The 21,356-nt window shown below is 43.3% G+C and carries 19 protein-coding genes and 1 pseudogene; 7 read left to right on the top strand and 13 right to left on the bottom strand.

Annotated elements, in window-relative coordinates; all coding sequences use genetic code 11:
• Window positions 1-56: 56 nt before the first annotated feature.
• Complete coding sequence (locus K7887_RS01445) at window positions 57-608, top strand: TVP38/TMEM64 family protein (RefSeq protein ID WP_223491867.1); 552 nt, start codon at window positions 57-59, stop codon at window positions 606-608.
• 444 nt (window positions 609-1,052) lie between these two features.
• On the opposite strand, the gene helD is transcribed toward K7887_RS01445, so the two are convergent.
• A complete protein-coding gene (gene helD, locus K7887_RS01440) occupies window positions 1,053-3,359 on the bottom strand; it encodes an RNA polymerase recycling motor HelD (RefSeq protein ID WP_223493556.1) in 2,307 nt (768 codons plus the stop codon).
• A 422-nt stretch (window positions 3,360-3,781) separates the two neighbouring features.
• On the opposite strand from helD, the gene bioB reads away from it, so the two are divergent.
• Window positions 3,782-4,792 (top strand): biotin synthase BioB, encoded by a 1,011-nt coding sequence (gene bioB / locus K7887_RS01435; RefSeq protein WP_223491866.1) that lies wholly within the window; start codon window positions 3,782-3,784, stop codon window positions 4,790-4,792.
• A gap of 44 nt (window positions 4,793-4,836) precedes the next feature.
• On the opposite strand, the gene K7887_RS01430 is transcribed toward bioB, so the two are convergent.
• Window positions 4,837-5,175: a YciI family protein gene (locus K7887_RS01430; RefSeq protein WP_223491865.1), complete on the bottom strand. Its 339-nt coding sequence runs from the start codon at window positions 5,173-5,175 to the stop codon at window positions 4,837-4,839.
• 221 nt (window positions 5,176-5,396) lie between these two features.
• On the opposite strand from K7887_RS01430, the pseudogene K7887_RS01420 reads away from it, so the two are divergent.
• Window positions 5,397-6,565: pseudogene (locus K7887_RS01420) on the top strand (IS3 family transposase).
• A gap of 624 nt (window positions 6,566-7,189) precedes the next feature.
• Here K7887_RS01420 and K7887_RS01415 read toward each other — a convergent pair.
• The 3 genes from K7887_RS01415 to K7887_RS01405 all read right to left on the bottom strand — a co-directional run bounded on the left by K7887_RS01415 (window position 7,190) and on the right by K7887_RS01405 (window position 8,820).
• Window positions 7,190-8,068, bottom strand: a complete 879-nt coding sequence (locus K7887_RS01415) for an SDR family oxidoreductase (RefSeq protein WP_223491864.1) — start codon at window positions 8,066-8,068, stop codon at window positions 7,190-7,192.
• Between the two features lie 247 nt (window positions 8,069-8,315).
• Window positions 8,316-8,582 carry a stress-induced protein, KGG, repeat-containing protein gene (locus tag K7887_RS01410; protein ID WP_223491863.1) on the bottom strand — a complete coding sequence of 89 codons (267 nt, stop codon included), beginning with the start codon at window positions 8,580-8,582 and terminating at the stop codon, window positions 8,316-8,318.
• A gap of 49 nt (window positions 8,583-8,631) precedes the next feature.
• Window positions 8,632-8,820: a CsbD family protein gene (locus K7887_RS01405; RefSeq protein ID WP_088016761.1), complete on the bottom strand. Its 189-nt coding sequence runs from the start codon at window positions 8,818-8,820 to the stop codon at window positions 8,632-8,634.
• A 242-nt stretch (window positions 8,821-9,062) separates the two neighbouring features.
• Here K7887_RS01405 and K7887_RS01400 point away from each other — a divergent pair, with 242 nt between their 5' ends.
• Together K7887_RS01400 and K7887_RS01395 are read left to right on the top strand one after the other, a co-directional pair.
• The gene (locus tag K7887_RS01400; protein ID WP_148989869.1) at window positions 9,063-9,212 is read left to right on the top strand and encodes a lmo0937 family membrane protein; all 150 of its coding nucleotides are present in this window, start codon (window positions 9,063-9,065) and stop codon (window positions 9,210-9,212) included.
• A 94-nt stretch (window positions 9,213-9,306) separates the two neighbouring features.
• Complete coding sequence (locus K7887_RS01395; protein WP_010195114.1) at window positions 9,307-9,453, top strand: lmo0937 family membrane protein; 147 nt, start codon at window positions 9,307-9,309, stop codon at window positions 9,451-9,453.
• A gap of 201 nt (window positions 9,454-9,654) precedes the next feature.
• Here the strand turns inward: K7887_RS01395 and K7887_RS01390 are convergent, their stop codons facing one another.
• From K7887_RS01390 to K7887_RS01365, 6 genes are all read right to left on the bottom strand, one after another.
• On the bottom strand, window positions 9,655-10,236 hold the full coding sequence (locus K7887_RS01390) for a CDP-alcohol phosphatidyltransferase family protein (RefSeq protein ID WP_223491862.1): 582 nt from the start codon (window positions 10,234-10,236) through the stop codon (window positions 9,655-9,657).
• A 13-nt stretch (window positions 10,237-10,249) separates the two neighbouring features.
• A complete protein-coding gene (locus K7887_RS01385) occupies window positions 10,250-11,227 on the bottom strand; it encodes an ABC transporter ATP-binding protein (RefSeq protein ID WP_223491861.1) in 978 nt (325 codons plus the stop codon).
• Window positions 11,224-12,027: an ABC transporter permease gene (locus K7887_RS01380; protein WP_223491860.1), complete on the bottom strand. Its 804-nt coding sequence runs from the start codon at window positions 12,025-12,027 to the stop codon at window positions 11,224-11,226. Before K7887_RS01380 ends, K7887_RS01385 begins: the two co-directional genes overlap by 4 nt.
• Before the next feature lies 1 nt (window position 12,028).
• Window positions 12,029-12,895, bottom strand: coding sequence for an ABC transporter permease (locus K7887_RS01375; RefSeq protein ID WP_223491859.1), 867 nt, complete (start codon window positions 12,893-12,895; stop codon window positions 12,029-12,031).
• The gene (locus K7887_RS01370) at window positions 12,873-14,132 is read right to left on the bottom strand and encodes an ABC transporter substrate-binding protein (RefSeq protein ID WP_223491858.1); all 1,260 of its coding nucleotides are present in this window, start codon (window positions 14,130-14,132) and stop codon (window positions 12,873-12,875) included. The genes K7887_RS01375 and K7887_RS01370 overlap by 23 nt, the downstream gene beginning before the upstream one ends.
• 231 nt (window positions 14,133-14,363) lie before the next feature.
• Window positions 14,364-15,293 carry a manganese-dependent inorganic pyrophosphatase gene (locus K7887_RS01365; RefSeq protein WP_223491857.1) on the bottom strand — a complete coding sequence of 310 codons (930 nt, stop codon included), beginning with the start codon at window positions 15,291-15,293 and terminating at the stop codon, window positions 14,364-14,366.
• Window positions 15,294-15,678: 385 nt separating this feature from the next.
• On the opposite strand from K7887_RS01365, the gene K7887_RS01360 reads away from it, so the two are divergent.
• A complete protein-coding gene (locus tag K7887_RS01360) occupies window positions 15,679-17,091 on the top strand; it encodes an LVIVD repeat-containing protein (RefSeq protein WP_223491856.1) in 1,413 nt (470 codons plus the stop codon).
• A gap of 299 nt (window positions 17,092-17,390) precedes the next feature.
• Entirely contained in the window at window positions 17,391-18,926 is a 1,536-nt protein-coding gene (locus K7887_RS01355) for an FAD-dependent oxidoreductase (protein WP_223491855.1), read from the top strand.
• Window positions 18,927-19,003: 77 nt separating this feature from the next.
• Here K7887_RS01355 and K7887_RS01350 read toward each other — a convergent pair whose 3' ends face one another.
• Together K7887_RS01350 and K7887_RS01345 are read right to left on the bottom strand one after the other, a co-directional pair.
• The gene (locus K7887_RS01350) at window positions 19,004-19,402 is read right to left on the bottom strand and encodes a general stress protein (RefSeq protein ID WP_223491854.1); all 399 of its coding nucleotides are present in this window, start codon (window positions 19,400-19,402) and stop codon (window positions 19,004-19,006) included.
• Window positions 19,403-19,494: 92 nt separating this feature from the next.
• On the bottom strand, window positions 19,495-21,204 hold the full coding sequence (locus tag K7887_RS01345) for an ABC transporter ATP-binding protein (RefSeq protein WP_223491853.1): 1,710 nt from the start codon (window positions 21,202-21,204) through the stop codon (window positions 19,495-19,497).
• Window positions 21,205-21,356: the final 152 nt, after the last annotated feature.

The following is a 21,356-nucleotide window of genomic DNA, read 5'->3' as shown; positions in this document are numbered from 1 at the left end:
ATGTAAAGAGAATAGATTTATAATTTTACAATAACTGTGAAAGAGGTAAAATACCCATGTGGAAAGATCAAGTTCTAGAATGGTTTGCAGCAGTCGGGCCATTTGCGATTCTTCTTAGTATTCTTTTCAATACCATCATAAGCATACTCGCTTTTATGCCGAGTGTGTTCCTAACCGCTGCCAACCTGGCATTCTTTGGCTTCTGGTGGGGAACGTTGATTTCTTTTTTAGGGGAATCGATTGGAGCAGTCGTCAGCTTTTGGTTGTATCGAAAAGGCATTAAGAAGTTCGCTCCGGATGCGTTGATGAAAAATAAATGGCTGGTGAAATTACAGGAAACAGGTGGCAGGGAAGCATTTTTATTAGTTCTTGCTTTACGACTATTCCCATTTGCGCCATCTGGACTTGTTACATTGGCAGGGGCCACAAGTAAAATAAGCTTGGTCGGGTTTGCAGTTGCAAGTACGGTCGGGAAAGTCCCGGCTTTGATGTTAGAAGCATTCTCGGTGTATCAGGTACTGCAGTGGAATACGGCAGGAAAGGTAATCTTGGCTTTGGTTGCCCTTGGGGTTGTTGTCTTGGTGTTACGCGGGCGATTGAAGAAGTAACAGCTACAAAAGATGTTGGTTAACTGCCGCTGTTCCTTTCCACTAATGTCTTCGCTTTCCGCGGGACGGTGCCTTGAGCCTCCTCACAACGCTTCAGGGGTCTCAACCTACCGTTACTCCCCCGCTGGAGTCTACACCCATTTGCTCCAATCCACAGCTAGAAACTACTAGGACGAATCGGAAATGCTTTTTCAGATAACTTGGTTATATGCAATTTTTTAAACACTTCAGTGAATGAAGTCACCTAGTTGATTGGAGTGGAAGGCGCGCAGACGCCCGCGGGAGGAAGGGACAGGGAAGACCCCACAGGGCGAATGCCCGAGGAGGCTTCCGGACCGCCCGCAGGCAAGCGAAGCGCCTGGAACGGAAATCAACCGGATTATAAGCTTTCTTATCTTAAATAAAAACAGAGCCTCTAACTAAAAAGGCTCTGTCACATCTCTTTTATTCTTCTATTAAAACCTTCCCATCCGATACATGCCCGAGCAAAAAGTCTCCTTCGTGATTTCCGTAAAAGCTTAAATGATGCAGGGGCCTTGTCATCGCCACGTATAACAGCTTTACGTCAATTTCAGTTTCTGTGAAAACCTCATCAAGCGTGCACAACAGCACAGCGTCAAACTCCAGCCCCTTTGCCAACTGGGCATGGACGATAACGACATCTTCCTGGTTGATCTCTTCATTTTCCAAGAGCAATTGAACCTTTAAGTCTGTATACTTGCGAAGCAACCCCTCTATTTTCTTACATTCCTTCTCGGTTTTGCCAATCACTGCGATTGTTTTTCGACCGTCTTTATATAACGTCTCTATTTCGGCCGCTAATGTGCCCGCCATTTCAGCTACACCACCAGATGTAGACCATTTATGAAAAATTGGTTTCGCACCATGCCTCACCACCGGCTCCACTTTTGGAAGTTCGAACGGCAATAGCTTCAACATGTCATTGGCCGTTTCCATGATTTCCACTGTTGTACGATAACTTTTTTGCAAAGTGGTGTAGGCAGCCCTTGGGAAAATTGCTTCCTTCACCTTGTTCCAATCCTGAATACCGCGATAAGAATGGATCCCTTGCGCCAAGTCTCCCACAATGGTGAACATATCTGTTTCCAACGCACTTTTCAAAGCCGCAAGCTGAAAATAACTGTAATCCTGCGCTTCATCAATGACCACATTTCGAGCACGCAAATCTTTATCGATCCCATATAAATGGTGTTGCAAATAGAGTAGCCCTGCCAAGTCTTCTAGCTCATACTGCTTTTGTCTATGTAATTTCACTTGATAGTCGACAAAGTACTTAATCTGATAGTCATCCAAATAATCACTTGCATACTTCGCAAAGGTAGTCCGGTCTGTTACCAGCTCTTTAAAATAGTGAAAAAGTGTGTGTTTAGGAAGCTTACGGATAAAGGCGTTAACAGCTGTTCTGGATTCCCTTTTTATTTCTTCTGTCATGGCATCTTTTTTATCCATTGCTTTTGTCACATAGCTTTTCCGTTTTGCAGGATCAAGGTTCATATTGAACAATGCCTTGTCGAGCTTCTGGTCGTAAAACCTCTCTACTTTATGCAAGAGTACTTTTTTCTCTGTACGTACATAGTTTTGGAGAACACTTTTCACCTTTTCCATTCGGCGATAATACGGGAGGTAGGTATATTCGTTGCGAATCAAGTTTTCCATTTTTTCAGCGGTGTAGAGTTTGAATTTAGAAGTCAGGTAGAAATCCTCTGTTGGAATGAGTGTTTCTAAGATGTCAGATAAATAGCGGTCCATGATGTCCTTAAATTCTAACGAACCTTTGAAACTTGCGAGCCATTGGATCATTTCAGGATCTTCATATACGTGGTTAATGAAGCCCATCAACTTTTCGGACGGAGGTCGTAATTTCACCTTTTTGCCGATGCAGCTTAAGACAAAATCAATAAAAGTCGTCTGTAAGATCCTGTCCACCCCAAGTTCCGGAAGAACTTCAGAAATATAATCGATGAATAGATTGTTCGGTGCGAGGATCATCAGTTGTTCCGGTCGGAATTGATCCTGGTAGGTATAGATAAAATAAGAAATCCTGTGAAGAGCAATGGTCGTCTTTCCGCTTCCCGCCGCTCCTTGAACAATAATCGGTTTATTTAAGTCGGCGCGGATGATTCGGTTCTGCTCTTCTTGAATGGTTGAAACGATATCAGTCAGACGGTTGCTGGAACTGCCGGATAGCGATTCTTGTAACAGCTCGTCCGTCGTCGTCAAATCAACATCCCTTATGTCTTGGAGTTCGCCATCTTCCATAATATATTGACGTTTCAGGGACAGATAGCCGTCATACGTTTCGCCTTCTGCCTCGTACTCCACTTCACCAAGCCTGCCATCATAGTAAAGATTGGCTATCGGGGAACGCCAATCGACAATAATTGGATCTTGGGTTTCTCGGTCAAATAATGAGGCCTTTCCAAAATAAAGGACCTCCTCTTCTTCCTTGCCGGCCCGCTTGTAGTCAATTCTGGCAAAGTAGGGCTTGTGGTAGATTTTCTTGAGGCTGCGGATCTCTTCTGTCGTTCGCTGGAGCATGTTCGCATTGGTGAGCATGTTCAAATAACTTAAACTACTGTCTTTAAAATCGATGCCATCAAGTGCTTCTTTAAAGCTAGATTTAAAGGATTCCTCATCCAACTCTGTTGCTTTGATGACAATGTCCATATACTTTTTGGTAAAGATAAGCCGTTCCACTTCCTGATCAAAATCAGGGTGTCTTTTCTTCATTTCTGCCAAACTCTTCACACTCCCGAGGTTTTTGTAGGGACGCAAAAAACCATGAACTAGAGTTTTTCTCCATTCATGGTAACTATCCCTTAAGGAACCTTTTCAAAGTACGCAACGGTTTTCTGTTCTTTTTTGCCGGAAAAATAATTATAACCGCTTACAAAACAATTTGCAATTTTCCATCAGATTTACTGCTTTTCCTTGTCAGCTGCCACTTTTATATGTAAACTTTTAATGTAATTAAGTTTACATATATACAGTAACATTGTTGATTGTAGTGGAAGGCGCGCAGACTCCTACGGGAGGAAGGGACAGGGGAGACCCCGCAACGAAGTGAGGAGGCTCCCGGACCGCCCGTGGAAAGCGAAGCGCCTAGAACGGAAATCAACAGTTCATGCAAAAACTCAATAGGAGTGATTACTTTGGCTTGGAAACAGCTAGCAGAAAAAGTGGTAGAGGGCTATCACATTACACCAGAAGAAGCCTTACTAATTTTAAACGAAGACGACGACAATGTATTAGAACTTATTCAAGCAGCCTTTCATATCCGCAAACACTATTACGGAAAAAAAGTAAAACTGAACCTGATCATTAACGCAAAGAGCGGCTTGTGCCCAGAAGATTGCGGCTACTGCTCTCAGTCCATGAAAGCCGACACCGAAATTGACAGCTATCCGCTTGTCAGCAAAAAAATCATCGTCGACGGAGCCAAAGAAGCGAAGAAAAATAAAATCGGCACCTACTGTATCGTCATGAGCGGGCGTAAGCCGACAAATCGAGACGTGGACACAGTGGTGCAGGCTGTTCAAGATATCAAAAAAGAAGTAGATACTATGAAAATCTGCGCCTGTCTGGGGCTAGTAAACGATGCACAAGCGAAACTCTTGAAGGAAGCGGGCGTGGACCGCTTTAACCATAATATCAATACAAGCAAAGGACATCACAGCGAGATTACCACGACACATGATTACGAAGATCGCATCCGCACACTCGAAACACTGAAAAGTGCAGGAATCTCCCCTTGTTCTGGTGTGATTTGCGGAATGGGTGAAACGCTGGAGGATATCGTAGAAATGGCCTTTTCGTTAAAAGAATTAGATGCAGACTCCATCCCCGTCAATTTCCTGCACCCAATAGAAGGAACAAAACTTGCCGGCATGGATGATTTGACTCCATTAAAATGCTTGAAGATCCTTGCCATGTTCCGCTTTGTGAATCCAACAAAAGAAATCAGGATTTCCGGTGGCCGCGAATACAATCTTCGCACGCTTCAAAGCATGGGGCTTTACATGGCAAATTCTATCTTTGTCGGTGACTATTTGACCACTAGCGGTCAAGCATCTAACCAAGATCACCAAATGATCAAAGACCTTGGTTTTGAGATCGAGGAAAATGCATTTGAAACAGAAAGCCAGCAGTTTGCCGGCGTGTAAACACCAATCAGGACAGTGGAACAGCGCGTGCCACTGTCTTTTTATTAAACACCTATAGAAAACTTTTCATTCATTAACGCCAGTCGGTAAGGGGACAATTCTGCTGTCATGATTTCGCTTTGTACGGCTGGGTCGTTATTCATAAACCTTTCTGCTTCGGTTTCGTTTCTTGCCAAGAATATGACGATTCCAAACCCGGTTTCATCCGTCTGTTCGGTTCTTCCCGCGAGAATCACCACTCCACTGTCCACATTCTTTTTTAAGTAGGAAAAATGTCGAGATACTATTGTTTTTTCCTCTTCCGTCCAATGATCCGGGTCATATAATCTTTCAGGCAATCTTAGTAAATATATATAGGTTTGCAGGCTCATGGATTTCCCCACTCCTTTCCTTCCCTTAAATTTCTACATAATACGAGGAAATCCTTTTATAGAATGAAGAAAAACATCCCAAGTAAGATTTGAATCTCTTGGGACATTTCTCGTTGAAATATTGGACTTGGCCATCTTTGACCATTTCAATGAGATTTCTGGGTCTAGACTATAAAGTAGACACGGTTTGGAGAGACTTGTAAAAACAAGTATCTGGAACGGAGCGTGTCATGATGAGTAAAAGATATGACCCTGAATTCAAGGAATACATTGCCAAGCTAGTAGTAGAAGAGGGAAATAAAGCAACAGATATTAGTAAAGAAATGGACTTGTCACCAAAGAACATATCACGTTGGGTTAGCATTTATCGAAAGAAAACGCAAGCTGGGGAGAGTTACATTACTCCTAGCGAGTTTAAAAAACGTGAAAAAGAACTATTGGATCAAATAAACGAATTGAAAGAGGAAAATGAAATCATAAAAAAGGCGGCGCACATCTTCATGAAAAGCCAGAAGTAATTTACCGATTTATTTTTCAACATCGGAAAGAGTTTCGAATTGTGAAGATGTGCACGGTATTAAATGTATCCAAGAGTGGGTACTACAAGTGGATTAATAAAAAGGAGTCCCCTAGAAAAAAACGAAAAACGTGGATGATGGCAAAAATTCGTGGTCTATTCTTTCAGAATAAAGAAGTCTATGGGAGTCCTAGAATTACGAGAGAATTGTATAAAGATGGGTTTCTGATTTCAGAGAAAACCGTCGGAAGATATATGCGTGAAATGGGGCTTTGTGCTATACCGGAACAACGTTTTGTGGTTACGACAGATTCCAACCATAATCAGCCAATTTATCCGAATCTACTTAATCGCGAGTTTAATCCAGAAAAGCCTAATCAAGTGTGGGTAACAGATATCACATACATTTGGACGTTAAAAGGATGGTTGTATTTGGCTACAGTAATGGACCTGTTTTCTAGAAAAATTGTTGGTTGGAGTTTGAACAAAACCATGACAAAGGAGCTTCCTTTACAAGCGTTAAACAGAGCTATAAATCAAAGAAAGCCTCCTTATGGCCTGATTCACCATTCTGATCGTGGTAGCCAATATACCTCCAGTGATTACATCGCACGCTTGAAGGAATGTAACATGGAAATAAGTATGAGTCGAAAAGGAAACTGTTATGATAATGCATGTATGGAGTCCTTTTTTGCGACTCTGAAAAAAGAGCTTGTGTATCGAAGAAAATTCGCAACTCGAGAAGAAGCAACGAAGGAAATTTGGACCTATATTATGAGCTTTTATAACGAAAGAAGAAGTCACTCTAAACTAGGATATATATCACCAAATGAATACGAACGAAGCAATACGAAAAAACAAGTACTAGATAAAGAAGCTGCATAAAGAGTAACCCCACTTAGCAACTTTACATGGAGGGGCGGGTAGGATAGCCTACCTGGCGAGCCACTGGTTCCTACCCAGGTGGCTTTGTGGCTCGAGGTCATACCCGCAGAGGCTCCATGTCAAGTTGCGGGACACTGAGAATTCTCTATTTGGGATCTTTCATACAAGATACAAACTAGATACGAGGAAAATAGCTTTTTTAAAAAGTAAAGCTGTACCAATATTGAAAAACATAAGAAGATTCTCTCTAAAAAGTTGTCCACTTTCTTGACAGAAGACCATTTCATTGTCACCAAGGACTTCATATTGGTGATGAGGACTTCTCTCCTCCTTTTTCCTCGTCACTAAGGTCTTCATCATGGCAATGAGGACCTCTCTCTTCCTTTTTCTTCGTCACTAAGGTCTTCATCACGGTGATGAGGACTTCTCTCCTCCTTTTTCCTCGTCACTAAGGTCTTCATAACGGCGATGAGGACCTCTCTCTTCCTTTTTCCTCGTCACTAAGGTCTTCATCACAAGGAACACGAATGAATCTGAAGACTATTCCAGCATTCCATTATTTTATAATTTTATAAACAACGAAAAAAGGGACAGCTCGAGCTGCCCCCAAAAAATTAACTATATTTATCCGTTCACGACTGTACCGCCGTTAATATGGATCATTTGTCCTGAAACATAGGAGGAATCCTCTGATGCTAAATAAACATAGGCCGGAGCCAATTCAGCCGGCTGACCCGGACGTCCCATCGGAGAATTGGTACCGAATTCCTCCACCTGTTCTCCCTCAAAGGATGCCGGAATGAGCGGCGTCCAAATTGGACCAGGTGCTACCCCGTTCACCCGGATTCCACTGCCCACGATATTCTCTGACAAGGAACGCGTCAACGCTACAATTGCCCCTTTTGTTGCGGAATAGTCCATTAATACAGGCATTCCTTTATAGGCCACCACAGAAGCGGTGTTGATAATGGAGCTTCCTTTATCCAGATATGGCATTGCTGCCTGGATAAAATAAAAATAGGAAAAGATATTAGTTTGGAACGTACGCAGCAGCTGCTCTTCGGAAATATCCTCTATCTTCTCTTGCACATGCTGTTCAGCCGCATTGTTCACGAGAATATGTAAACCTCCCAGCTCTTCTGCTGTCTGTTTTACTACATCTGTACAAAAATCTTTTTGACCAATATCACCAGAATATAACAGACATTTGCCGCCGTATTGTTCCACGATTTGTTTTGTCTCTTTTGCGTCTTCATGTTCATCCAGATAGACAATGCTGACGTTGGCACCTTCTTTAGCATAGGCAATAGCCACTGCCCGGCCTATTCCGCTGTCCCCGCCAGTGATGATGGCATTTTTCCCTTTTAGTTTTCCGCTTCCCTTATAGTTGGGGTTATCGCAGATTGGTTCTGGTACCATTTCATTTTCGTCACCAGGTTGTTTTCCTTGTTCTTGTGACGGTTGGCCATCTGTTTGTACGGAATCAAATCGTTCTTCACTCATTTTCTCCACTCCTTTTTGGGATATGTTTTGCACCGCTGTTACTTTCCGCAAATGGCTCGCTTTCCGCGGGGCGACCTTGAGCCTCCTCACAACGCTTCAGGGGTCTCAACATTGTCGCTACTCCCCCGCAGGAGTCTTCGCCATTTGCTCCAATCCACAGCTGAGAATCTCGTTTTTTCTAAAAGATAAAGAGCAGCCTTTGTTTTTCTGGCTGCCCTATGGTTCTTATCTATGGTTGTGGCACTTGTTAATTGGAGTTCGAGTTATTTCCTCCGCCTTTTTGGCCGATTTCTTCGAAGTGTTCTTTGCCGTGTTCATTCAGCGTCTTGTTACCGCCTTTTTGGCCGATTTCCTCGAAATGCTCCTGACCATGCTCCTGCTTAGTCTTCTCTCCGCCCTTACGACCTCGCTCCTCGTAAGTCATTGTGGAGCTGTTAGAACCGCTGTTGTTAGAGTTGTTGCTGTTATTACTATTGTTATTGTTATTGCTGTTATTGTTATTGTTGTTAGCCATCTTAAATCCTCTCCTTTAAGTAATTTTTAAAAGATGCTTAAGTACTGACCTACATCCAACCGTCTACTTCACGTTCCGCCTCTTCTTTTGACTTCCCGTGGCGTTCCTGAATTTTGCCTACCAGCTTATCACGATCTCCCTCAATTTGTTGAAGATCATCATCCGTGAGATTTCCCCATTTCTTCTTGGCGTCACCTTTCATCTGGTTCCACTTACCTTTCATGGTTGTCTGATTCATAATCAACATCACCTCCCACTTCAATTTGTGACATCTGATAGCTCGTCACTAGTTACTCCATTCCACTTCTACATAATTTAAAACCTAATTATTGGTACATTCTCTTTTTCCAACTTTTGTCCTAATCCACTTCTCTTGAAACAAATAAAAAAATTATTGGTTTAACATTTTACACGCTAGGGAATTACCTTCTGTGTAGACGTTGAAAAAAAATACCAAAACTATATTAGGAGGAAAATCACATGTTATGGACAATATTTGTTGTACTTTTAGTTCTATGGTTACTTGGTTTCGCAATGGAAATTGGCGGAGGACTAATTCACATTCTTTTAGTTCTTGCAGTGTTAGCTATCGTATTTAACCTATTTGGAAGAAGACGTGGCGTCAGGTAACACACATCCATAAATTTCTACGACTAGTTGTTTTTCCTAAGGGAAAAACAATAGTACAGCTATTCTAAGTCAGATGTTTAGGAGGCATATCACTATGTTATGGACAATCTTTGCAGTATTACTTATTCTATGGTTACTTGGATTCTCTTTTGATATCGCAGGGAACCTAATTCACATTATTCTTGTATTAGCACTAATCGCTTTAGTCTTTAACTTATTCGCTGGCCGTAGAAGGCCTTAGGTATATAAAAGATAGAAAAAAGCTGGAAAGAATCAGTGTTGTCACTGAAACTTTCCAGCTTTTTTTGTGAGAAAATCTCACTGAAGCCGCTGTTGATTTCCGCAAAAGTCTTCGCTTTCCGTGGGGCGACCTTGAGCCTCCTCGGCTTTGCCCCGCAGGAGTCTACGCCTTTTGCTCCAATCAACAGCTAAGGTATCTATGCTACTGCAAGATCCTTTTTGCTTCGAGGAAACGTTGGAGGCCGGTGATTATTTCGACTGCGAGGAAAATCAGGGTGGTCCATAGGACAAATGGAGGCAGCAGCATCATGAGTGAGAGCAAGATAAATCCTTCTGTTCTTTCCGCAAGCCCGGCCTGATAGTAAAAGGACTTCATCCCCTGCTTTTCAGAAACCGCACCGACCGTCAAAAAGACCGTAATGGAAAAAATAATGGACACGCTCAACAATAACAATGCCCACTGTATTTCGGGATAGACAAATGCCACACCGAGGATGACGCTGATCTCAACCAGTCGATCAAACGTGACGTCCATCACCGTTCCCCATGGAGAAGACTTCGTTTTGCGGGCCATAGTACCATCGACCGCATCAAGAAAGCCCGAAATCCACAGAACCAATACTGCTATGATTGGCAGGCCAAAATAGAAAAAGGCTCCGGATGAGACACCGATACAAAAAGATATGACAGTGACCTGGTTTGGTGTCAATCCGAACTTCAACAATTGCTCTGCCGTGTTTGATATCAATGGTTGTACATATTTTCGGGCATGCGTATCAAGCATAAGAACCTTCCTTTTATAACGAATTTTTAAAATGTACTATATCCTGTTCTTTTTTCACCGTTACCCATACTTGCTGGGATAGGGCTAAATTTTCCACAGAAGGAAGTGTAAGCTTTTGATGGATGGATTCCATCTGAATATCATAAAAAAGACTGCCGTGTTTTACTTTTTTCTGTACTACTTTACCTGCATAGGATTGATAGCAGTCCTCTGACTGTTCTTTATCTAAGATTAATTTTTGTGAATGAACAAAGGAATCCTTCCCAATTAAAAGGCCATCTGAATAAAATTTTGCCACAAAAGGTGTTGCCGGCTCTTCATACACGTCCATCGGCTTGCCAACCTGCTGGACTTTTTGCTCGGCAAATACCACGACCCTATCCCCCATCAGCATCGCTTCTTCTATATCATGGGTGACAAAAAGGCTGGCAATACCTTCTTCTTTCAATAAATTTCTCACCCATAATCTCAATTCGTCCCTTTTTTCATTATCGATGCTGCTAAACGGCTCATCCAACAATATCAGTTGCGGGTTCGTAATCAATGCGCGGGCTAGTGCCACCCTTTGCTGCTGCCCGCCGGAAAGTTCATAAGGATAGCTTTTTCCGTAGCCCTCTAGTCCAACTTTCATGATAAAATTAGCAGCTTGCTCTTTTCGCTCGGCTTTTGTCCCTTTTCTTTTAAAAGATAAACCTATCATGACATTTTCCAAGACAGTCATATGGGGAAACAAAAGAGGCTGTTGAAACATCATGACAATTGGACGCTGATTGGCCTGCATGGAGGTGATATCCTTTTCCCCTATTTTGATGCTTCCGGCTGAAACGGCTTCCAGTCCCGCAAGGCATTTCAATAGTGTCGACTTGCCGCTTCCTGAAGGGCCGACCACACTGATGGTCTCTCCTTGCTCAATCGTCAAATTCATATTACTTATGATGCATTTCTCTCCAAAATTTTTCGATACTTTTTCTATCACTATTTTTTCATTCAATCTAAAAACACCCTTTTCTGATAAGGAATCACCAGTCGAAACACTAGCTCAAACCCGATCATCACACAAATAGGAAGCAGCGCAAACACTATAGAAAAACTGGCAATGACTGCTTCGTCCACTGACGACAGGAACGGAAAATATAGCATAGCCAACGTCAAAACGTTTCCACCGCCGATGATGGAGGTTAGTGCGTATTGACTAAGGGAAATAACAAAAATCAAAAACACCATACTTCGAAAGCTTGGCAATAATTGCGGCAAATAAATTCTGTAGAGGATTGCCGCTTTTGTGCCGCCAAGGGAACTCGCTTGTTCCTCCCACTTCTGCCCCAGTCTTTCAAAACCAGATCTTAAAATTTTTATGGAATAAGGTACTGTCGGGATGAGGTGAACCAACACCACACCAAGCCAATGATCCGCCAAACCTAGTCGTATCATCGTGATATGAATTCCCATCGCCACCGCAAGGCTAGGAATGAGGATTGGGAGAAGGAGCACGACTTCCACGATCCATTTTCCCCTGAACGTGTGAAAAGCCAGTGCCCTTGCAGCAGGTACAGCAATTAATAGATTTAGGAGAATAACAATAATCCCAATTAAAAGCGTCATTCCAATTGCCGAATAAAAGCGCGAATCATTAAGCAGAACGGTAAAGCCTCTTTCTGAAAAAGAAGTTGGGATGATCTCTCCCCACCGCCAACCGTACGATACGCTTTTTGCAAACAAAAGCTGAACAGGAAAAAAGAGAACGAATGCGAAAATGATATACAATATGCTCCAGTTTCTATTCTCTCTCATCCTACATCCCGTTTCCTTTCATCATGCGATACCGTGATCTTGAGACCAAGCTCAACAAAAGAACGAGCAGCCCAAAAATAATGGCGGTCACTGTCATCATCACAGCAAATGATTCCGGCCTTTTGCTCCAGTCCCCTTGATAAAACCATTCATACGCAAGGACCGATACCATTTTCGGATAGGTCGTCCCAAGTAAATACGGCACTTCAAATGCTGCCAAAATAAAGGCAAAAACAATCAGCCCTGCCTCCATCAATACTGGAAACAACCATGGCCACTCCACCGTTTTAAACACATGCCACTTGTTGCCGCCAAGTGTCTTCACCACATTTGGCAGATCCCGGTTGAGCTGTGCATATACAGGCAACAACATCAACACAACAAAGGGAATCTCTTTTAATGTGTAGGTGATAATGATGCCAATCCCATAGCGGTCATTGGTCAGTACCGGAAACTGATCCGGACTATCTATGATGGACATAGCATGCAACATCGTGGAAAACCAACCCGTTTGCGAGAACAGCAGGATCATCATATATCCCCAAACAAAGTGTGGAAATAGCATTGGCAGCCAAACCATTGTCCGTGCCAGGTGGTTCTTTAAGGTTTCAAATAGAAATTTAGTTAGTAATAGTCCCAATACGAGTGACAGCGTCGTGGAAACGAAGGCAATCCTGAGACTGTATGTTAAAGAATCCAGGAAAGCCTCGTTTTGAAATATTTTTTTATATGCATCCGTTGAAAAGCCGTTCAAGGTTGTCACACTCTCCTGTGCCGCCATAAACAGCCCATACACGACAAGGCAGAATGTAAAAAGAAAAGCAGGAAGGAGTGCAAGACTCCAGCTATTGCTTTTGAACCACTTCATTGACCCAATGCTCCTTCAACCAATTCACATATTCTGCATCCACTTCTGGTAACAGACTTTCACTCAACTTTTTCGGTGGCAGGACAGAAGCTCCGCGGTCCATATCCGCTAGCTTTTCCTGTGCGTCCTCTGGCAGCTTTGTCGGATCAAGCGCCATATTTTCTCCCCAATAGGTTGACTCGTATTTTGCAAGCTGTGCATCCAGGGACATCAAGAAATCAATCGCCACCATTGCCCCTGCTTTATTTGGACTGTTAAACGGGATGGCCAGGAAGTGCGTGTTTCCGATAGAACCTGAATCTAACACAAAGGATTTCGTGCTTTCCGGGAATACGCCGTCCTTGATAAGACTTTCCGCCCTCGCTTCGTTATATCCCATCGTCATCCACAATTCCCCTTGGCTATACAGGCGGTCGAGATCCGTTAAAGTTGCTGGATAGGTTTCCCCGTTTCTCCAAAGGGAAGGTTGGATTTCACGGAGATAGCTCCAGAGTGCGTCTTCGTGTTCTGCTAAAACTTCTTCGTTGTAGCCGTTTTCTAATAATTTTTCCGGGCCGCCGACCACATCGTACAGAACATGCCTTAGAAACGCGTTTCCTGTAAAATCATTTGCCTCAGGATATGTGAACTTTCCTGGGTTTCCTTTTATCCAATTCTTGAGCTCTTCAAAGTTGGCAGGTGGGGTCTGGATTTTTTCCTCATCATATTGGAAAACAAATTGCACTTTCCCCCATGGCGCCTCCAGTCCTTCTACTTCTATACCGAAATCATATTGAACGTCGAGACTTTCTGTGTCGACATAGTTCTGATAGTTTGGCAATTTTTCGCTGAAAGGACCGTAGAGTAGTTCAAACTCCTTGGCGTTCTTGAAGTTCTCACCGTTTATCCAGATTATATCGATAGTCCCTTCTTCTTTATTTGCACGCTTTTCCGTGGACAATTTTTGGAGGATTTCGTTTGTGTCCATCGGCACTCGTTCTAGTTCGATGTTATGACTTTCTTTAAGATTAGGTGCGACCCATTCATCCATGTAACGGTTGATCCCTTCATCTCCGCCCCACATGAAAATGCGGACCTTGGAGCCGTCTGCAAGTTCGGTTATGTCGCTCCAGTCTTTTTCTTTAAGTTCTTCGCCGGCAGTGCCGCTGTTTGTGTTTGAGTTTGTGTTCGAGCAGCCAGCTGCGACCATTAATAGTACGATTAAAAATGACAATGCCAGTAACCTTAACTTCCTCATGGACGTCCCTCTTCTCTCTTTGTCAAATCTCTCTATCTATATATATAACACTATCCTTTTGTACTTTAAAATGTTGGTATGTTTGTGGTGGGTTTAGGTTCTTTAGGAACCTAACGTTTTAGGTGGGGATTTGGATCACTTTTGGGGGAACTTTTTTGTGGCTAATTAAAAAAACGCACGGACCAACTCACCAAGAATCAATCCATGCGTTCATCTCTCCGAAGAGACCTATTATTTTGTTAAAGCATCCGTCAACACAGGTACAACCTGCTTCTTACGGGACACAACACCCTTTAACAAAGCTGTGTTGTTCTCAAGCTTCACGTTGTACGCTTTCTCCACAATCGGAGCCTGGGATCCCAGTGCAAGTGCAACAGAATCATTTTCTAAAATATCTGTCACGACAAGTAAGAACAAATCTAGGTCCTTGTCCGCAACGTTCGCTGTGATTACTGCTTCTAACTCTTCTTGTTTGGCAAGAACGTCGTTTGTATCAACCGTGTTTACTTGTGCGATTTCCACTTTGTAGTCGCCCATTTGGAATTCTTTTGCGTCAAGAGAGATTAGCTGTTCTACTGTTTTGTCGCTAATGTCCGCTCCCGCTTTTAACATCGCTAAGCCGTACTCTTCTGCATTCACACCCGCGATTTCCGCCAGTTCTTTTGCAGCTTGTACATCTTGCTCTGTGCAAGTTGGGGATTTGAACAATAGGGAATCAGAAATGATGGCAGAAAGCATCAAACCTGCAACCGGCTTGGAGATTTCCACGCCATTTTCTTTGTAAAGCTTGTTCAAGATCGTCGCTGTGCAGCCAACAGGCTCTGCACGGTAGTATAAAGGATCTGCCGTTTCAAAGTTTGCGATACGGTGGTGATCGATTACTTCAAGAACGCGAACTTGATCGATGTCGCTTACGCTTTGTTGGCGCTCGTTGTGGTCAACCAATATTACTTCCTTCACTTCGTTTGCAACAGTTTCCACTAAACGCGGCACTTCACTGTTGAATTCTTTTAACGCAAATTCTGTTTCCCCGTTTAACTCTCCTAAACGAACCGGCTCTGCGTCCATGCCTAATTGCTTTTTCAACTCTGCATAAGCGATGGCTGAGCAGATGGAATCTGTATCTGGGTTTTTATGTCCTAGTACTAAAACTTTTGTCATGAGTACTCTCCTTGCGTATATGTTTTATCGAGCTAATTCTGCTAACTCTTCCACTTTGTATATTACCTTAAAATTTCTTTCGTTTCAAAACGTATTCGAGTCCTGCGCGATAAAAAGTTTGAAGCTTTCTCAGACAGGAACTATTTTACTATTTTTTCATTTCCCTTACCTTCTAAGTGAATACGCTTTTCCCCTTACCAAGACATTATTTCACGAAAATAGTACCACTTAAATATCCCACAACTGGCATCAAGAGGAAAACTATTCATTTTAAAAAATCTGAATATTCTTATAAGAATTTGATGAATGCTATTCTCTTCCTTACTATATAACTTACGGAATATATTTTGCATTCCGAAATAATAGTTTGCTAGGAGGAACAAGGTTGAAGAAAAACTTTCTCGTAAAAACTTCTATCGCAGGGATGCTTGTCTTTTCTGCTATGGCTCCAATGGCTTTTGCACATGACAGATTAGATGAAACTGGATTATTAAAAGGGGAACGGACACTGTATGATGATTTGGCAATAGCCCAGCTGTATGGCAGTAAAAACTTGAAGCATCTTAAAGAAGTTGCTGCACCTGAAATGAATATCATTAGAGAAGATGGCAGACAAAATTCTTTTGCGGATGTTTACTCACATAAAGGGTATGCCTATGTAGGTACCCACACTCGCAATGGTGCAAACGGCGGAGTAAGGGTGTTTGATCTAAAAGATCCAGCTAACCCAGAGGAAATTTCCGTATTTGCACATAATGATATCCCTGGAACATGGCAGGAGAAGGTTATTGTAAAATCAGTAAACACGCCTGATTTTAAAGGAGACCTTGCAGTTGTCAGTGTTCAGCAATTGAACCGTAATAACCCCGATTCCAAAGGCGGTTTCCTTTTATATGATGTGACAAATCCAGCTGAGCCTGTAAAACTTGGTTTCTGGGAAGTGACGAAGCAGACGACAGGTACGCACGAATTGTATTTGACCACTCAAGGCAACCGCGCATTGGTGCTTGCTGCAAGTCCTTATGCGGATTATTATAGCCATGGAGATTCTCGTGACTTCCAAGTGGTAGATGTTTCCAACCCCGCCGAACCAACGACTCTATGGGAATTTGACCCTCGGGAGCTTCCAGAAGTTGCAGAAGACTTTAACGGCTACAATTGGCAATCTCCTGATGGCAAGACCCGCCCTGTTTTTAATCATAGTGTCATCACAGATAATAACGGCCGCTATGCCTATGTTTCCATGTGGGATCTAGGTACCGTCATTTTCGATTTAAAAGATCCGGAAAATCCTGAATATCTGGGGCGTACCGATTTCGCATCTGAACAACAAGGCTCTGCCCATTCAGCCGCACTGGCAAAAGGCGGAACGATCCTTATTGAAACTCGTGAGGTTTATCAGCCATTAAAACCTGGATATGAAGCAGCATTTGGATATACAAGGATTTTCGATATAAAAGATAAGACAAACCCAGTGTTATTGAGCGAATTCAAGACAGATTTGACGTATGATATCCCGGAAGATGCGCCACCTAACTATGCAACTTTCTCCAAAACCGTGCATGATCCAAAAGTCCACGGCAACACACTTTACTTGAGCTACTATGCCGGCGGGGTCATTGCTGTGGATATTACGGATCCAAGTGAACCGACAGAGGTTGGCAGATATACTCCTGAGCGATCTGATATTTGGGGTGTGTTTGTAGACAGAAACTTTGTCCTTGCTTCCGATATTGGTTCGGGATTAAAGGTTTTATTGAAAAATAACAGCAATAAGTCGGATAAAATTATAGAATAGCAGAAAGAAAGCGACGAGTCCTATGTGATTCGTCGCTTTTTGTATGTTTATTTGGTTGTCTAGACCTCATGGGGCCGAGTTGATGCCAAAATGGTTGGATTTCGTGCCAAAATGGACCAAGTTCGTTGCGGAAACTTGGCTAGTTCGTGCCAAAATGGGCCGAGTTCGTGCCAAAGCGCCAAGGAAAGTTAATGGATACCCTTTTTATGGAAGTGCGAATCTCCCAAATACTCTCTAGAACGATATTTTCCCGTCAAGTAGGGTAGGAAATAATAACGCTATTTTATGGAGGTTCTGATATGCCAAATTATTCGAAATTACCATCCTATCCTGCTTCCCTCTGGATGGAGCAGGATTCAGCCGATGCTTTTTCACCGCTTACGGAGGATATCTCAGCGGATGTGACTGTCATCGGTGCCGGGATTACCGGGATCACCGCCGCTTATCTGCTTGCAAAGGAAGGGTTAAAAGTCGCTCTCCTTGAAGCAAGGAAAGTCATTGGCGGGACCACCGGGTTTACCACTGCTAAAATCTCTTCTCAGCACGGGTTGATTTATCAAGATTTAATAAAGCAACATGGACAAGAAAAAGCACGGCTTTATTATGAGGCGAATCAGGAAGGCTTATCTTTCATTCAAGACAGCATCAACAACCTGCAGATAGATTGCGACTTCCGCACACTCCCTTCATTCATTTACGCCACAAGCAAGGAAATGGAGCAAAAAGTGGAGGAAGAGGCAAATGCCTATCTTAAGCTTGGTATAGATGGCGGCTTTGCTCATACGGAAGACCTCGCCCTCCCCTTTCCCATAAAAAATGCCGTGATGATGCGGGATCAGGCACAGTTTCATCCAGTCAAATACCTTAACGGCCTGCTGCGGGCTTTTACAAAACTCGGCGGGAAAGTGTATGAGGATACAAGAGCTACAGACATACAGAAGGATTCTTCGATTGTTGAAACAGAAAACGGGTTTGAGGTAAAAAGCAAAGATATTATCGTCAGCACCCATTACCCTTTCAATGATATGAATCGCCTGCTCCTTTCCAGATTGCATGTAGAACGCTCTTACGCTCTGGCTGCTAAGATAAACAAAGGAAACATTCCGGATGGCATATACTTGAGCGCAGATAAACCGACACGCTCCATCCGCTCTGCAACTGGTCCTAATGGAGAGAAATTATTGCTTCTTGGAGGGGAAGGGCATCCTACCGGACAAAATGATCGAGACACCCTCACCAATTATGAGAAACTTGCCGATTTTGGAGCCCGGTATTTTGATATAGATGAGATCCCGTATCATTGGTCCTCACAGGATATTTTTTCGCTTGACCGCCTGCCTTACATCGGTCCCATTCAGTCAGGATCTGAAAATGTGTTAATAGCTACAGCCTATGCAAAGTGGGGAATGACAAATGGGACGGCTGCCGCCTGTGTATTGAAGGATACCATCCTCAATCAGGAAAATCCTTACACGGACCTTTTCCATCCAAGCAGGAGTGAAATGAATTACAGCAGCGCTAAAAGTTTTGTTAAGGAAAATGCAACTGTAGCAAAAGAACTGATAAAGGGAAAAATAAAAAGAGAATCCCGCAGCATCGAAGAACTGGGGCATGATGAGGGTGGCATAATCCAGCTTGATGGCAAAAAGGTTGGAGCCTACAGGGACAAGGAAGGCACATGTCACATCTTGAAGCCAACCTGTACCCACATGGGGTGCGATGTGGTGTGGAATGATGCGGAGCGTTCGTGGGATTGTCCCTGCCATGCATCAAGGTTTTCTTATAAAGGGGATGTGTTAGAGGGGCCGGCAACGAAGCCATTAAAAAGGGTATAATCGTAAAACTACTAAACATAAAAAGAGGAACGCCACAACTATAGGAGGCGTTCCTCTCACTTTATTAGTCTACCTGTCTAGTGCATTTCCTGTTCTTCACGAGCACCCACACATGGCTCAACTGTGCGTGCTTCCTGGCTCTCTTTTTCGTTCGTCAGCACCAAGATCCTGCCATTTTCCACATCTGTTGCATACATTGGTGCATCTCGGTCTGATAGGCCTAGTTCAAGTAGCTTGTTTCCTACTCCTTGTGGTGCCTGTGCTTCATCCGGCAAAAGGAGTTTGTCGACCACCGAATCATCTTCTTCCGATGTGATGTGTTCCACCCTTGTTCCTGTCGGGTAGTCGGATCCAATTTGATCACCAAGTGCAACCACGACGATCTCTTCTGCCCGGTATCCTTGGACAATCAATCCTTCCACTACATTTCTGGCTTTTTTCTCTGTATCATAAACACCTAATATTGTTTTTTTCATAATCGTTTCCTCCTAGGAAAAATGATAGCTCTTTTCTCTATACATTCCCCCGTGGAAACAGTTGAAACACTCTTACAGAAATTTCCTCACTCTTAACCAAATTGTGCATGATGCAATCTGCTATAGATTCCTTCCGCCTCAATCAGTTCCTCATGTCGGCCTTGTTCTGCGATCCCATCCTTTGTGACAACCATAATACGGTCCGCATTTTTGATGGTTGCAAGGCGGTGGGCGATGACAAGCGTTGTCCGGTCTTTGGAAAGCTCCGTCAACGATTCTTGGATTGCGCGTTCCGTTTCGGTATCAAGTGCGGAGGTCGCTTCATCTAAAATAAGGATCGGTGGATTCTTCAGGAAAATCCGTGAAATGGCAAGGCGCTGCTTCTGGCCGCCAGACAGTTTCACGCCGCGTTCCCCAATGACTGTATCAAGTCCCTGTGGCTGCGTGGAAATGAATTCATCCAGCTGGGAACGTCTTGCTGCCTCCATTATTTCTTCGTCTGTCGCATCAAGTTTTCCATATGCAATATTTTCTCGGATCGTTCCGGAAAATAGAAACACATCCTGCTGCACGATCCCGATTTGGCTTCGCAATGATTCTAGCGTCAATTCGCGCGTATCATAGCCGTCAATGAGAATGCTGCCTTCCTCTAGTTCATAGAACCTTGGCAAAAGACTGCAAAGCGTGGTCTTCCCGGCACCTGATGGACCGACAATCGCCACTGTTTCCCCTGCCCTGACGGTGAGGTTGATGTTTTTTAATACTCGCTCGTTGCCTTCATAACCGAACGATACATTTCGGTAATGAATCTCTCCTTCAAGATCAGCATGGACCGCATCTGGCGCATCTGCAATGTCAGGCTCCGTATCCATGATTTCTGTGTACCGTTTGAACCCGGCAATCCCTTTTGGATAGCTCTCGATTACTGCATTTATTTTCTGAATAGGTCCCAGTAAAACGTTGGACAGAAGGATGAATGCAACAAACTCCCCGTAGCTAAGCTCCCCGCGGATAACGAAGAAAGTACCAAACAGGAGCGTAAATAATGTGACAAGGCGCATCAGCATGTAGTTTGCCGTGACATTCTGTGCCATTATTTTATAAGAAGCAAGTTTCGTAGAACGGTAGCTTTCATTGTTCACCGCAAATTGCTTCTGTTCGTGTTTTTCGTTAGCAAAAGCCTGCACCACGCGGATTCCGCCGATACTGTCTTCTACTCTCGCATTAATTTCTGCCACATCACTGAACATTCTGCGGAACGTGCGCGTCATTTTTTTATTAAAATGGATGGCAAGAATCATTAATAGCGGAATGACTAAGAATGATAGAATGGCAAGCTTCCAGTTGATAGTGAGCATGATAAAAAATGCCCCGATAAGCGTCATCAATGCCACAAAGACATCCTCAGGTCCGTGGTGGGCCACCTCTCCGATTTCTTCTAAGTCCTTTGTCAGCCTGGAGATGGAATGACCTGTTTTATTGTTGTCATAATAGCCAAATGAAAGCTTCTGCATGTGCTGAAATAACTTTCTGCGCATGTCCGTTTCAATATTAATGCCGAGCATATGCCCCCAATAGGTAACCACATAATGAAGCCCTGTATTGATGGCATAGATGGCAAGCAACCCGATGCATGCCCAGACGATGAGCGTCCAATTTTCTTGGGGCAAAAGCCTATCGATCACCTGATTGACGGCAATCGGAAACGCAAGTTCGAGCAAACCTACTAAAACGGCGCAGGAAAAATCCAAAATAAACAGCCACTTGTATGGCTTATAATACGAGAAAAACCGTCGTACCAATACTTCCACACCCTTTTTAAAATAGTTATGTATATGATCGTTTTTACTTCGACACCCTAATGATAATCGTTATCATTTAAACTCTACTATACTACCCTTCCCTGCTACACGTCAATGCTAATTATATTAGGAAACAACCGCTACCTATGTTA

Source organism: Sutcliffiella horikoshii (assembly GCF_019931755.1).
Classification (GTDB): Bacteria; Bacillota; Bacilli; order Bacillales; family Bacillaceae_I; genus Sutcliffiella_A; species Sutcliffiella_A horikoshii_E.
This window is presented reverse-complemented; position numbering and strand designations above follow the sequence as displayed.

What these genes read in the sequence shown, in the direction of transcription:
- K7887_RS01380 (WP_223491860.1), bottom strand. Translation starts at nt 12,027, where the DNA reads ATGAGAGAGAATAGAAACTGGAGCATATTGTATATCATTTTCGCATTC.
- K7887_RS01390 (WP_223491862.1), bottom strand. Translation starts at nt 10,236, where the DNA reads ATGCTTGATACGCATGCCCGAAAATATGTACAACCATTGATATCAAAC.
- K7887_RS01395 (WP_010195114.1), top strand. Translation starts at nt 9,307, where the DNA reads ATGTTATGGACAATCTTTGCAGTATTACTTATTCTATGGTTACTTGGA.
- K7887_RS01445 (WP_223491867.1), top strand. Translation starts at nt 57, where the DNA reads ATGTGGAAAGATCAAGTTCTAGAATGGTTTGCAGCAGTCGGGCCATTT.
- K7887_RS01355 (WP_223491855.1), top strand. Translation starts at nt 17,391, where the DNA reads ATGCCAAATTATTCGAAATTACCATCCTATCCTGCTTCCCTCTGGATG.
- K7887_RS01365 (WP_223491857.1), bottom strand. Translation starts at nt 15,293, where the DNA reads ATGACAAAAGTTTTAGTACTAGGACATAAAAACCCAGATACAGATTCC.
- K7887_RS01400 (WP_148989869.1), top strand. Translation starts at nt 9,063, where the DNA reads ATGTTATGGACAATATTTGTTGTACTTTTAGTTCTATGGTTACTTGGT.
- K7887_RS01405 (WP_088016761.1), bottom strand. Translation starts at nt 8,820, where the DNA reads ATGAATCAGACAACCATGAAAGGTAAGTGGAACCAGATGAAAGGTGAC.
- K7887_RS01375 (WP_223491859.1), bottom strand. Translation starts at nt 12,895, where the DNA reads ATGAAGTGGTTCAAAAGCAATAGCTGGAGTCTTGCACTCCTTCCTGCT.
- helD (WP_223493556.1), bottom strand. Translation starts at nt 3,359, where the DNA reads ATGAAGAAAAGACACCCTGATTTTGATCAGGAAGTGGAACGGCTTATC.
- K7887_RS01415 (WP_223491864.1), bottom strand. Translation starts at nt 8,068, where the DNA reads ATGAGTGAAGAACGATTTGATTCCGTACAAACAGATGGCCAACCGTCA.
- K7887_RS01410 (WP_223491863.1), bottom strand. Translation starts at nt 8,582, where the DNA reads ATGGCTAACAACAATAACAATAACAGCAATAACAATAACAATAGTAAT.
- K7887_RS01350 (WP_223491854.1), bottom strand. Translation starts at nt 19,402, where the DNA reads ATGAAAAAAACAATATTAGGTGTTTATGATACAGAGAAAAAAGCCAGA.
- K7887_RS01370 (WP_223491858.1), bottom strand. Translation starts at nt 14,132, where the DNA reads ATGAGGAAGTTAAGGTTACTGGCATTGTCATTTTTAATCGTACTATTA.